General features: G+C 56.0%; 4 protein-coding genes. 2 read left to right on the top strand and 2 right to left on the bottom strand.

Features of this window, described 5'->3' with window-relative positions; translation table 11 throughout:
* Nucleotides 1–46: 46 nt before the first annotated feature.
* Nucleotides 47–1,246, bottom strand: a complete 1,200-nt coding sequence (locus ACQQ2Q_RS16010; RefSeq protein WP_428188111.1) for an aromatic ring-hydroxylating oxygenase subunit alpha — start codon at nt 1,244–1,246, stop codon at nt 47–49.
* Between the two features lie 263 nt (nt 1,247–1,509).
* On the opposite strand from ACQQ2Q_RS16010, the gene ACQQ2Q_RS16005 reads away from it, so the two are divergent.
* Together ACQQ2Q_RS16005 and ACQQ2Q_RS16000 are read left to right on the top strand one after the other, a co-directional pair.
* On the top strand, nt 1,510–2,202 hold the full coding sequence (locus ACQQ2Q_RS16005; protein WP_428188110.1) for a helix-turn-helix domain-containing protein: 693 nt from the start codon (nt 1,510–1,512) through the stop codon (nt 2,200–2,202).
* Between the two features lie 209 nt (nt 2,203–2,411).
* Nucleotides 2,412–10,898, top strand: coding sequence for a GH36-type glycosyl hydrolase domain-containing protein (locus tag ACQQ2Q_RS16000; RefSeq protein WP_428188109.1), 8,487 nt, complete (start codon nt 2,412–2,414; stop codon nt 10,896–10,898).
* Nucleotides 10,899–10,999: 101 nt separating this feature from the next.
* Here ACQQ2Q_RS16000 and pyc read toward each other — a convergent pair whose 3' ends face one another.
* Entirely contained in the window at nt 11,000–14,458 is a 3,459-nt protein-coding gene (gene pyc, locus ACQQ2Q_RS15995; RefSeq protein ID WP_428188108.1) for a pyruvate carboxylase, read from the bottom strand.
* Between the last annotated feature and the right edge of the window lie 137 nt (nt 14,459–14,595).

Raw genomic sequence — 14,595 nt, 5'->3', positions numbered from 1 at the left:
CAACATCGTGCGCCAGCCCTGAAGCATCCTAGCCGTATGTACGATGTCAGCCTTGCGCCAGCATCTTTTGATTCACGGACGCCATTTCCTTTTCGGATGGCCTCTCCGCCAGATTCACCACAGGCAGAATCTTGCGCAGATGATCATGATGGCTGCGAACACCATATTCGAGATCTGACAGGAAGAAGCCGGAAAAATTCTCTGAAAGCATGGCCTCGTTGGACCAGACCGTCAGTTGAACATCTTCCTCCATTGTGTCGCGATCGATACGATAGGCGAGGTAACGACCGAGCTTCTGCCGTCTGGTTTCATTTTTCAGCTTGTAGATCGCTCCGCGCAGCAAGGTCTTGCCCGTGGAAACCGGAAACTCCTGGTAAAATTGCACGGTCTCGGGCGTGAAGGCAAAAACCCCGTTGGGAAAGACACCGTAATAGACCCAGGCCTTCTGCAAATGCTCCGGCAAGTGGGGCGGCGCCTCGCAGATATTCACATACTGGCGAACACTCCAGCGCCGACCGGCATGCGGATTATAGGTTGCAAACGACCGCGACACCCCGTTGACGAAAGGCTCGTCATAATAAGTGGAGCCGTAAAGATCCTGAAGTGCAGGATGCGCCATCGCCACGTGATAGCCTTCATTGTCGACATCGCGCACTGACTTCCAGTTGACGTCGGATTCCTGCGTCCAGATCCCGCCTGCAGGCATCACATTTTCCGCCATGTAATGCCCGAACTCTTCCGCAACCGGCGCCATCAATTCTGCGACCGAAGGCTGGGGGCCCGGGCGAAACCGCAGAAAGACAAACCCCTGCCAGATCTCCATCTCGATCGCCGGCAGACCGTATTCGACCTTGTCCAGTTCTGGAAATGTATTCGGCCGCGCTGCACCGCGCAAAGTGCCATCCAGATTGTAAACCCAGCCATGAAAGGGACACACCAGTGCATTGCGACACGTTCCCGTTTCATCGGCCACAAGGCGTGAGCCCCGGTGACGACAGACATTGTGAAATGCACGAACCTGCCCTTCTCCATCCCGGAGGATCAATGCCCGTTCGCCTAGAACATCGAATGTATGATAATTGCCAGGCTCCGGAATATCGCTGACATGAGCCGCAATCTGCCAATGCGTCAGAAACACCTTCGTCCGCTCAAGTTCCAGCAAGGCTTCGCTGTGGTAACACCATCCAGGCAAGCCGCTTCTATCCCAATCATTCGGAATGGCGGTATCGCGAAGCATTTCATTCATGTCCTCGACCTTTTAATTTTGCTGAACGTTCATTCAATAAAAGCACAATTAAGCTTCAATTGGAATATCTTACAGAGATGCGAAATCACAATTCTTATCTCTCATCTATTCTTCCGTCCGTTGAGAAAGGGGCTGGGCAGGCATAGAATGCCATTTTTTCGCGCGCGCCCCTGTTGCGCGCCACGACTTGGCTGCGTATCGCCTCTCCCCTATACCAGATTGGCAGCGCCATCGGACTTAGCGTGTGAAAATGGAGAAAGCCCATGGTCGAAGGTCGGGATGACGAACCCGCATTTGCAAAATCCGATGAAGCGGAAACTGGCGGAAAATCCATTTTACGTCAGGACCCGCATGCGCTGCGCGATTCCAAGGAGAACAATCTGGAAATCGCGATCGGCCACGAAGTCAGAGCCTATCGCAAGAAGCTGGGCATTACAGGTGCTGACCTTGCCGCCGCCACCGGAATTTCTCTTGGAATGCTTTCCAAGATCGAAAACGGCAACACCTCGCCTTCACTGACCACCTTGCAGTCCCTGGCGCGCGCGCTGGGTGTTCCCTTGTCGGCCTTTTTCAAACGCTTCGAAGAAGTCCGTAATGCAGTTTTCGTCAAGGCAGGCGAAGGCGTAGAAATCGAGCGTCGAGGCACGCGCGCCGGCCACCAATACAACCTGCTTGGCCACATTAACAGCAGCACACCCGGCGTCCAAGTCGAGCCCTACCTCATTACCTTGACCGCGGATTCGGATGTCTTTCCGGCATTCCAGCATCAGGGCATGGAGTTCATCTACATGCTTGAAGGTGAGGTGAAATACCGGCATGGAGAGCAGCTTTACTTAATGCGGCCAGGCGACAGTTTATTCTTTGACGCAGACGCCAGACACGGTCCCGAAGTTCTCGTCAAATTGCCAATTCGGTTCCTCACAATCATCAGTTATCCGAGCCGACAAGAAGGCTGAAACCGCACATGGCTTAAAATTGCCAACATCATCCTAGACTGCGAAGTTCGCTCATCTTTTCAGTTCCGCTGTAATGCAGTTGACTTTTTGACATTTCAGGCCGCTAGCCTTTAATTGAAATGTCCAAGGTACTGCTGACGGAACCCGTATGGAGCGGCAACGTTTAACGCCGAGTACCCAATTCTTTGCCAAAAACAGAATCCGTAAATATGCCTCATGACTTGATCGATCCGGTCGCCTCACGTGACCATGAGACAAAACAGATCGACCACAATGATTCGATCCGTGCCGCCTACATGACAGTGGAGGAACTCCACGATAGAGCCGCGCGTCTGGCGCTCGATGGCTCAGGCGATCTGGCAGGCCTGAAACCTTTCGACTTCTTCGAACGCCATAAGGAGAATGAACGGGAAATCCTTCGGGTTTACAGAACCACCGCCCTGGATGTGGAGGCCGGCTCGGACATCACGCCGGCGGCAGAGTGGCTGCTCGACAATCACTATGTAATCGAGGAAGCCATTCAGGAAGTCCGGCGTGATTTCCCGCTGAAATTCTATCGCCAGCTTCCAACGATGCGCATTCACGGTGCGGAAATCCCGCGCACTCTGGTCCTGGCATGGATATATGTCGCCCACACGCACAGCACTGCCTCGCAGGAAAGCCTGACCTCACTGGTCAACGGCTATCAAACCCATCAGATTCTGGAAATCGGCGAACTGTGGGCCCTGCCCTCTATGGTCCGCTACGTCCTGGTGGAAAACCTCCGCCGGATTTCCACCCGGGTGGAACAATCGCGACGCATGCGTCGTCGTGCCAATGAGACTGCGGACGAGATTATCCGCCTGGGCGAGCCTGAACTGTGTAACGACCTGCTGGAGCGCACCGCACCACTGGTATCCGACAATACGTTTTCCACCCAGTTTCTTTATCGCCTGAGAAACGGCTCCCAGAACACAAGCTTTGCCGTCACCTGGCTGGAAGAGCGCCTGGAAAACCTCGGCCAAGACGCCGAAGAGGCGATGAACGCCGAGCACACCCGCCTTTCATCCGGCAATGTGACGATGGGTAACATTGTCAAAAGTCTTCGCGAGATCGATGACGCCGAATGGTCCGTCTGGGTGGAGGACGTCTCGGAAGTTGACCGCATCCTTGGCCAGCACACCGATTACCAGGAGTTGGACTTCGGCTCCCGCAACGCCTACCGCAACACCATCGAGCAACTGTCACGTCATTCCGGTGTGCCAGAGGCAGACATTGCCCAGACGGCCATCGATATGGCGGCGGCAGCGGTCAGGGACACCGATCAAAACCACGCAGACGTCGGTAATTTTCTTGTTGGGGACAATTGTCGAGATCTCGAAAAGGCAATTGGATATCAACCACCATTTACCCAGCGCTTTGGCCGCCTCGTTCGACGGATGAACTGGCTGGCGATCGCGCTCCCGGTTATGGGTCTCACCCTCGCCGTGCTGGCAGTGGTCGGCTGGTTCCTTCTGCAGGCCGGTCTGTCGACCCCGCTGACCATATTGATGCTGTTGATGTTCGCTTTGCCAGCTTCAGAGGGTGCGACCGGTCTTTACAACACGGTCGTCACGTTCGTCGTCAAACCGTCGCGACTGGCTGGCTATGAGTTCAAGGAAGGACTGCCTGAGGAAGCACGAACCCTCGTTGCCGTCCCCTGCATGATCACCAATCGAGATGACGTCGACGAGCTGATCCGCAATCTGGAAGTTCATTATCTAACGAACCCGCGTGGTGAAATTTATTTCGCTTTGCTGAGTGACTGGCGTGACGGACCGGTGGAGGAAACACCCGCCGATCTGGAAATCCTGGAATATGCCAAGAAGGAAGTGGCCAATCTAAGCAACCGCTATGCCGCTGATGGCAACCAGCGCTTCTTCCTTCTTCATCGCCGCCGCCTCTTCAATGAAAATGAAGGCGTCTGGATGGGCTGGGAGCGCAAGCGTGGCAAGCTGCACGAACTGAACCTGCTGTTGCGCGGGGACCGGGACACATCCTACATTCCAGGCGCCAATACCGCCCCTGAAAACATTCAATATGTGATGACCCTCGATGCCGACACGCGACTGATGCGCGAAGCGGTGACCAAGCTTGTCGGCAAACTGCATCACCCCATCAACCGACCCGTTCACGATCCTAAGACGGGTCGGGTGATCAGCGGCTACGGTATTCTCCAGCCCCGCGTCACGCCGTCTCTGACCACGGGCAAAGACGCCTCCGTTTTCCAGCGCGTCTTCTCGATGAACCGAGGCGTAGACCCTTATGTGTTTACGGTGTCGGACGTCTATCAGGACTTGACCGGCGAAGGCACATTTACCGGCAAGGGTCTGTATCAGGTTGACGCCTTCGAAACGGCCATCAAGGGCCGCATCGACGAAAACACGGTACTCAGCCACGATTTGCTGGAGGGGTCCTTTGCACGCTGCGCACTCGTAACCGATGTCGAGCTGGTCGAAGACTTTCCCACGCGCTACGAGGTGGAAATCTCGCGCCAGCACAGGTGGGCACGTGGTGACTGGCAACTCATCCCCTATATTCTCGACCCTCTTCGTGGCATTACCGCCCTTGGTCGCTGGAAAATGATCGACAATCTTCGTCGGTCTCTGACACCGATTGCCTGGTTCGGCGCCTCGGTTCTCGGCTGGTGTGCCATGTCGCCTTTTGGCGCCGTTATCTGGCAGCTTCTGCTAATTTTTTGCCTGTTCGTTGCCCCCACTTTGTCCCTGTTATCTGGCCTAGTGCCGCGCTCAAGCGACTTTGTGCAAAGCGCCCACTTCCATTCAGTGTGGTCTGAAATCAGCGCGTCAAACGCTCAGGTAGCACTCCGTATCGTCTTCATCGCCGATAACGCCTGTGTGATGGCAGATGCAATTTTGCGTTCCATCTATCGTCTGTTCTACAGCCGACGTTTCATGCTCGAGTGGAAGACGGCAGCCAGTATTCAGTCGGTGGCACAGGGCGATATCAGTTCCTACTATCGCACCATGCGCCATGCGCCGGTGCTGGCGTTGATCGCACTTGCTGTGTCGAGCATGAACGGGCTTTACGGTGTCGTCGTTGGTCTCCCATTCGTGACACTCTGGGTGCTGTCACCAATGGTCGCCTGGTATGTCAGCCAGTCTGCTGAAACCGAAGATCGACTGGAAGTACCAGAAGAAGCAGCATCGGAACTCCGGAAGATCGCGCGCAGGACCTGGCGATATTTCGAGACTTTCGTAACAGCCGGCGACAATTATCTGCCACCGGACAACGTTCAGGAAGTGCCCGAGCAGATCGTCGCGCATCGCACATCGCCAACGAATATTGGCGTTTATCTGCTGTCTGTGGTTTCCGCCCGGCAATTCGGCTGGATCAGCTTCGAGCAAACGATCGAGAAGCTGGAACAGACCATTTCTACTATCGAACGGATGGAGAAATACCGCGGACACCTGTTCAACTGGTATTACACTGACACCCTGAAGACGCTGGGCCCACGCTATATCTCTGCGGTCGATAGCGGAAATCTCGCTGGCCATCTGATAGCCATTTCCTCCGCCTGTCGTGAATGGGCAGAAGCACCATCAGCCCATCTTCAAGGCAATCTGGACGGAATCGGCGATGTTGGCGGCGTTCTGCACGAAGTGCTCCAGGATCTGCCGGATGACCGCAAGATCGTGAGGCCTCTGCGCCGACGCCTGGAGGAACGGGTGAGAGGCTTCAACAGCGCGCTTGCAGCCGTCAAGCGCGAGCATGAGTTTGCCTCAATCCGCATTATCAATCTCGCGGTCCTGGCGCGCGACATCCAGAAACTGGCCTCCAACCTCCATCATGAGATCAGCTCGGAGCAGAGCGGCGAAGTCATTCGCTGGACAGAGGCGCTGGTCGCCACCTGTGAAGCGCATATCGCCGATAGTGCATTCGACCTGTCCACAATCGAGCCAATCCGTCAGCGTCTCTCCTTGCTGCGAGACCGCAGCCGCGACATCGCGTTTTCAATGAACTTCACCTTCCTTTTCCGCCCGGAACGGCGCCTGCTGTCCATCGGCTACCGGGCCGACACACGGGAACTGGATGAGGCCTGCTACGACTTGCTCGCATCGGAATGCCGTTTGACCAGCCTGTTTGCCATCGCCAAGGGCGATCTCCCAACAGAGCACTGGTATCGCCTTGGGCGTCAGGTCGTGCCGATCGGCTCCCGCGCCGCATTGATATCGTGGTCGGGCTCTATGTTCGAATATCTGATGCCGCCGCTTGTCATGCAGGAACGTCAGGGCGGCATTCTCAACCAGACCAACAGTCTGGTCGTCGAGGAACAGATGAACCACGCCAAGCGGTTGGGCGGAATTCCATGGGGGATTTCGGAAGCTGCTTTCAATGCACGCGACCACGAACTGACCTACCAGTACACCAATTTCGGCGTGCCAACGCTGGGCCTGAAACGAGGGCTTGGGCAGAATGCGGTGATCGCTCCCTATGCTTCCATTCTGGCGAGCCAGTATTTTCCGAAGGCGTCGCTCGACAATCTTAACCGCCTGCGCAAGCTCGGAGCACTCGGCATTTATGGTTTCCACGATGCCGTGGATTTCACACCGACCCGCGTTCCGGAAGGCAAGAAATGCGCCGTCGTCTATAACTACTATGCCCACCACCATGGGATGTCGATTGCAGCTGTCGCCAACGTCGCCTTCAACGGACACCTGAGAGAGCTGTTCCACTCCGATCCTGTAATCGAGGCAGCCGAGCTCCTGCTACAGGAAAAGGCACCGCGCGAAATTCCGGTCATGAGCGCCAAACATGAACCGGAAATGCCGGGCAAAGGGCAAGCCGACCTGTTGCGCCCGGAAATCCGCACCGTGCTCGATCCGACAACCAAAGATCGCGAACTGGTGTTCCTGTCAAACGGTCATTACTCGACCATGCTGTCGGCAACCGGCACCGGCTTTTCCCGTTGGAACGGGCAGGCCGTTTCCCGTTGGAAAGCGGATCCGACCGAAGACCGTTCAGGCACCTTCGTTTTCCTGCGCGATACCTCCACCAACGAATGGTGGTCGACGACAAGTGCACCACGGCGCGGAGACGAAGAACGTTGCAAGGTCATCTTCGGCGATGACAAGGCAGAATTCTACAAATCCGTCGGCGACATCACCAGCCATCTCGAGTGTATCGTTGCAACCGAACACGATGCCGAAGGCCGACGCGTCACGCTTCTCAACACTGGAAGTGAGGATCGTTTTATCGAGGTGACATCCTATCTCGAACCAGTGATTGCGACCGATGATGCCGATGCAGCACACCCTGCGTTCTCGAAGATGTTCATCCGCACGGAGTTCGGTAAGCGCAAGGATGTGATCCGCGCTGAGCGCAGCAAGCGAAGTGCCAGCGAGCCGGACATGTGCCTTGCCCATCTCGTGGTCGATAATGCCGGCCCGGGCCGTCCGACCGAATTTGAAACGGATCGCATGAAGTTCCTCGGTCGTGGCCGCGGCATTGAAAATGCTGCCGCTTTCGATGTCGGTGCAACACTCTCGGGAACAGAAGGCTTCACCCTTGATCCGGTATTGAGCCTTCGCCGCGTTGTTCGCGTGCCCTCAGGCAAGAAGGTGAGCGTCATATTCTGGACCATGGCAGCACCAAGCCGTGAAGAAGTGGATCAGGCAATTGAACGCTACCGCCATCCCGACGCCTTCAATCACGAAATGATCCATGCCTGGACGCGCGCGCAGGTCGAAATGCGCCATGTTGGCATTACGTCACAACAAGCTGCTGCCTTCCAGCACCTTGCTCGCTTCCTTGTCTATCCGGAGGCACATCTGCGGGCCGATCCGGCCACCGTTCGCAGCGGGCTTTCGTCCCAGCGGTCCTTGTGGCCACTCGCCATCTCAGGCGATTACCCGATCTTCATGCTGCGCATCAACGACGATATGGACGTTGAAATCGCCCGTGAAGCGCTTCGTTGCCAGGAATATATGCGCCGACGCGGCATCGTCTCCGATCTCGTGATCGTCAATGAACGCGCTTCGTCCTACGTTCAGGACATGCAGCACGCGCTCGATGCACTGTGCGAAAACCTTCGCCACCGTCAGGGCGATGGTACGCCTCAACACGTCTTTGCGGTTCGCCGCGACCTGATGGAGGAAGAAACATGGTCGGCACTGCTGGCAACGGCCCGAGTTGTGCTTCATGCTCGAAATGGCAAGATCGTCGACCAGATCAACCATGCCGTTTCACTTTACGCATCACCCCGAGCAGCGGACGGACGGCCTGAGTGGCAAGACAGTCCCGGACTACCAAAGCCTGCCGAAGGCAACAGTCTGGCCACAGCGGACGATCTCGACTTCTGGAACGGATACGGTGGATTCTCGAAGGACGGCACCGAATATGTGGTCAGGCTCAATGGTGGCGATACGACGCCGCAGCCATGGATCAACGTTATCGCCAATGACGACTTTGGTTTTCACGTTTCAGCTGAAGGCGCAGGCTTCACCTGGAGCTCCAACTCGCGAGACTACCAGCTGACGAACTGGTCCAACGATCCGGTCACCAACCGAACCGGCGAGACATTTTATGTCATAGATACCGCAAACCAGGAAGTCTACGCCCCGGTTGCTGCAACGAATATACGTGCAGAGAGCACTTTTGAGGCAAGGCACGGCCTCGGCTATTCAACCTTCACCGCTCGCCATATCGGCCTTGAGACAGAACTGACGCAAACGGTCGACCCCGTATCGCCCGTCAAGCTCTCACGTCTGGTCGTCCGCAACACCTCATCCTCAAAGCGGACATACCGAATCTACGCCCATGTCGAATGGGTTCTCGGAAACAGTGGACGCAAAACAGCGCCGTTCATCCAGAGCATATTCGACAATGAGCGGTCGGCTTTAATAGCAACGAACCCGTATAGCCTCGATTACTCGGGCAGACATGCCTTCTTCGCGGCAAAGGGAGACGTGGAAAGCGTCACCGTCAATCGGCGTGAGTTCCTTGGCCGCAACGGCGGAATCCATATGCCTCGTGCAGTCGCCGGGGGATTGTCCTTGTCGAACACCACGGATTCGGAAGGCGATCCATGCGCAACGATCGCGATTGATATCGAAGTCGCCGCGGGCAAGTCCCGCGACGTGACTTTCCTGCTCGGCGACTGCGAAAGCCTTGAGGCCGCGCAAGCACTTATAGCCGAGAAGCGCAATTCCGATTTCACAGCTGTTTGTGAAACGGTCAAATCCAGTTGGCATGCCGAGACGGGACAATTGCAGGTCAAGACACCAGATCGTGGTTTTAACCATCTGGTGAATTCATGGCTTCCATACCAGACCCTCGCCTGCCGACTAACAGCGCGGGCCGGCTTTTATCAGGCCAGCGGCGCCTTCGGCTTCCGCGATCAGTTGCAGGATTCGCTTGCCTTCCTCATGCAGGAGCCGAAGCTCGCGCGGAAGCAGATCCTGACTGCTACGGCTCGTCAATTTGTCGAAGGCGACGTCCAACACTGGTGGCTGCCGAAGTCAGGTGCCGGCGTTCGATCGACAATTTCAGATGATGTGGTCTGGCTTGCCTATGCCACCCGTCGGTATATGGACGTGACAGGAGACAAAGGTCTTCTGGACGAACAAGTGTCATTCCTGAGCGGACCTGCTCTTCGCCCCGAACAGCACGATTCCTTCTTCCAGCCTGAACAGGCAGAAGAAGCAGAAAGTCTTTACGAGCACATTGCACGCGCACTTGACCTCGCCGTCAAACGAACCGGACCTCATGGTCTTCCGCTCATTCTCGGCGGAGACTGGAATGACGGAATGAACCGAGTGGGCGAGGCAGGTGAAGGCGAGAGCGTCTGGCTTGGGTGGTTCCTGCAAGGCGCACTCAAAGCTTTCGTACCTGTCGCTGAAGAACGCGGAGAGACAGCCCACGCGAAGCGTTGGAATGCACATTTGAAGGCCCTGGCCAAGGCACTGGACACATCCGGTTGGGATGGAAGCTACTACCGACGCGGCTATTTCGATGACGGAACCGCGCTCGGGTCCCTTCAGTCAGAGGAGTGCCGAATCGATTCCATCGCACAATCGTGGAGCGTCATTGCCGGCGAGACTAGCAAGAAGGCCAAGCAATCCGTGCTGGCCGCCTACGATCAACTCGTTGATGAAGAGGCAGGTATCGTGCGTTTGTTCACGCCACCCTTCGTCAAAGGTGATCCGGATCCCGGCTATATCGCTTCCTATCCGCCAGGCGTCAGGGAGAATGGCGGACAATATACTCATGCCGCCATCTGGCTCGGCATTGCCTTGGCGAAGCTCGGTCTGGCCGACAAGGCGTGGCAATGCTTCTCACTGATCAATCCGATCAATCACACCCTTACCCCTGAGGCAGCTGATCGCTACCGCGTCGAACCTTATGTCGTCGCAGCCGACATCTATGGCGCCGAGGCTTATCCGGGCCGAGGTGGTTGGACATGGTATACGGGATCTGCCGGCTGGCTCTATCAGTTTGCAGTCAATGAGATCCTTGGCATTCAAAAGAATGGCGAGAAGATCCTCATCAATCCCGTCCTTCCTCCGGACTGGCCAGGGTTTGAGGCGACACTGACCGTGTCAGGCAAAGCCATAAATATTTCGGTCAGCCGGAAATCGGATCAGCAAGGATATATGATCCATGTAAACGGGGAAGAGGTTGCCGTTCCTGAAGACGGTCTCGCACTAACGTCGTGAGAGAATAATCCATCTTCCGATTAACCGAAGAGACACGACAAAGAAGGCGGCGCCCGCATAAAGCAGGCGCCGCCCTTTTCCAAATTCACAAGTGGGATCAATCAGCCTTCAAAGGCGATCAGCAGGTCTTTCGCGTCGATCTGGTCCCCGACTTTCACCAGAACCTCGGATACCTTGCCGTCCCGCTCTGCGTGGAGGGCTGTTTCCATCTTCATGGCTTCGATCGACAACAACACGTCACCAGCCTTGACCGACTGACCTGGGGCAACTGCGACGGTCGAGATGACACCCGGCATCGGCGCCCCGACATGGGCCGCATTGCCGATATCAACCTTGCGACGTGCAACCGATGCGGCCGTCCTGTTACGGTCTGGAACCTTGATCAAGCGCGGCTGTCCGTTGATCTCGAAGAACACCTTCACCATGCCCTTGTCATCGGGCTCGCTCTTGGCCTGATGCAGGATCACGAGAGACTTGCCCTTCTCGATCTCGGGATAAAGCTCCTCCCCTGCCGTCAATCCATAGAAATAGGCATGTGTCGGCAGAACGCTGACTGGACCGTACATGTCAGACGCCAGCGCATAGTCGGTGAAGACCTTCGGATACATGAGATAGGAGGCAAATTCGAAATCCGAAACAGGACGCTCGAGCTTTTCCTCGATCGCCTTGCGCTCTTCGTCGAGATCCGCATCCGGCAAAAGAGAGCCTGGGCGATCCGTAAAAGGTTGATCGCCCTTCAGTGCTTTCTTCTGCAGTCCCTCTGGCCAACCGCCCGGAGGCTGGCCAAGATCGCCTTTCAGCATCGAAATGACCGACTCTGGAAAGGCGATATCCTTTTCCGGATTTTCGACGTCCTTCACCGACAGGTCCTGCGAGACCATCATCAGAGCCATGTCGCCCACGACCTTGGAGGATGGTGTAACCTTTACGATATCACCAAACATCTGGTTTGCATCGGCATAGGCCTGAGCCACCTGGTGCCAACGGGTTTCCAGTCCCAGCGAACGCGCCTGTTCCTTGAGGTTAGTAAACTGGCCACCGGGCATTTCATGGAGATAAACCTCGGAAGCCGGCCCCTTCAGATCACTTTCGAAGGCAACATACTGGTGGCGAACAGCTTCCCAATAGAAGGAGATGCGACGTATCCACTCCGGATCGAGTCCCGGATCACGCTCAGTCCCCTTGAGGGCTTCGACAATCGAACCAAGGCACGGCTGCGATGTGTTGCCGGACAACGCGTCCATGGCTGCATCCACCACGTCGACACCGCTTTCGACGGCCGCAAGAACGGTCGCGGCAGCGATCCCGGAGGTATCATGGGTGTGGAAGTGGATCGGAAGATCGGTCGCCTCACGCAGCGCCTTGAAGAGTATGCGGGCCGCAGCCGGCTTCAGCAAACCGGCCATATCCTTGACGGCAATCATATGCGCGCCGGCTTTTTCCAGCTCGGTCGCCAGCGCAGTATAGTATTTCAGATCGTATTTAGGCCGGGCGGAATTCAGAAGATCGCCGGTGTAGCAGATCGCCGCTTCACAGATCTTGTTTTCCTCGACCACCGCATCCATCGAGACCCGCATATTCTCGACCCAGTTCAGGCAGTCGAAGACACGGAAGACGTCGATGCCGCCCTTTGCCGCCTGACGAACGAAGTACTTTACGACATTGTCGGGATAATTCTTATAGCCAACTCCGTTCGCACCCCGAAGCAACATCTGCAGCAGCAGGTTGGGCGCGCCCTCACGGATACGCGCCAGCCGTTCCCAAGGGTCTTCCGTAAGGAAGCGCATGGAAACGTCGAATGTCGCACCGCCCCAACATTCTAGCGAAAACAGCTGCGGAAGTGCGCGAGCATAGGCGCCCGATATATTTGCGATATCATGCGTGCGCATGCGTGTTGCCAAAAGTGACTGATGGCCATCGCGCATGGTAGTGTCAGTCATCAATATTTGATGCTGACCACGAACCCACTCGGCAAATTTCTTCGGTCCGAGTTCGTCAAGCTTCTGCTTGGTCCCGTCGGGAATATCGCGATCGATGAAAGGGAGTGCCGGCTTGGCAATATCTCCAGAGGGCGAAGGACGCCCCTTCGTTTCCGGATGTCCGTTGACCGTGACATCCGCAAGATAAGTGAGCAGCTTCGTCGCACGATCCTGCCGTTTGACCTGCTGGAACAGCTCTGGTGTCGTATCGATAAAGCGCGTCGTGTAGCTGTTATCCTTGAATTTCGGATGACTTATGATCGCCTCGAGGAATGTGAGATTGGTCGCCACGCCGCGAATACGGAATTCGCGTAACGCACGGTCCATGCGCGTAATAGCCTCGACCGGGCTTGGCGCCCAGGCTGTTACCTTGACCAGCAAGGGATCGTAAAACCGCGTAATGACAGCACCCGGATAGGCGGTACCGCCGTCAAGCCGAATACCGAAACCGGAGGCTGAACGATAACCTGTGATGCGACCATAGTCCGGAATAAAGTTCTGCTCAGGATCTTCGGTCGTGATCCGGCACTGAAGCGCATGGCCGTTGAGCCAGATTTTGTCCTGACTTGGCACCCCGGACTCAGGCGTGCCGATCGCCTCGCCATCGAGAATATGAATCTGCGCTTTGACGATATCGATACCGGTGACAACTTCGGTCACGGTATGTTCAACCTGGATGCGCGGGTTCACCTCAATGAAGTAGAACTTGCCGGTATCGGCATCCATCAGATATTCGACAGTACCGGCACCGACATATTTTGTAGCTCTGGCGATTTTGAGCGAATATGTCGCCAGTTCCTGGCGCTGTTCCTCGCTGAGATACGGTGCAGGCGCCCGCTCGACAACCTTCTGATTGCGTCGCTGGATGGAACAATCACGCTCGAACAGATGAACGACGTTGCCATGGGTATCGCCCAGAATCTGGCTCTCCACGTGGCGAGCCCGCTCGACCAATTTCTCGAGATAGACTTCGTCCTTCCCGAACGCAGCCATAGCCTCACGCTTTGCCTCGGTCACTTCGCGCTGCAGATCTTCTGCCTTGCGGATCGCACGCATACCGCGGCCACCACCACCCCATGATGCCTTGAGCATGACAGGATAGCCGATTTCTTCGGCCATCCGTGCTACTTCCGTCATATCGTCCGGCAAAGGTTGGGTTGCCGGCACGACAGGCACGTCAACTGAGAGTGCGAGAGTACGCGCTGCAACCTTGTTACCCAACTGGCGCATTGTGTCTGCGGTCGGACCGATAAATGTAATACCCGCCTCATTACAGGCATCCACAAATTCCGGGCTTTCAGACAACAATCCGTAACCTGGATGAATAGCATCCGCACCGGATTGCTTGGCCACCCGAATGATCTCATCGATTGAAAGATAGGCCTCGATCGGCCCAAGGTCCCGGCTCAGATGCGGTCCTCGACCGATCTGATAGCTCTCATCTGCCTTGAACCTATGCAGAGCCAGCTTGTCTTCCTCGGCCCATATGGCAACCGTCTTGATGCCAAGTTCGTTTGCGGCGCGAAACACGCGAATAGCAATCTCGGATCGGTTTGCGACAAGTATCTTGGATATGGACAAAGGCTTTCTCCTCATTCGCCTGGCTCGCAAATGTTGCACTGCGAAATATTCTAATAACCTGTTGAACAGTCAAGTTCAATTTCAGGATGCAGAACCAGTCGATTTTATGAGACAGCTGCCCTCTGGACAAAAAGCCG

The sequence above is a fragment of the Agrobacterium sp. ES01 genome, from assembly GCF_050320885.1.
Taxonomy (GTDB): domain Bacteria; phylum Pseudomonadota; class Alphaproteobacteria; order Rhizobiales; family Rhizobiaceae; genus Allorhizobium.
This window is presented reverse-complemented; position numbering and strand designations above follow the sequence as displayed.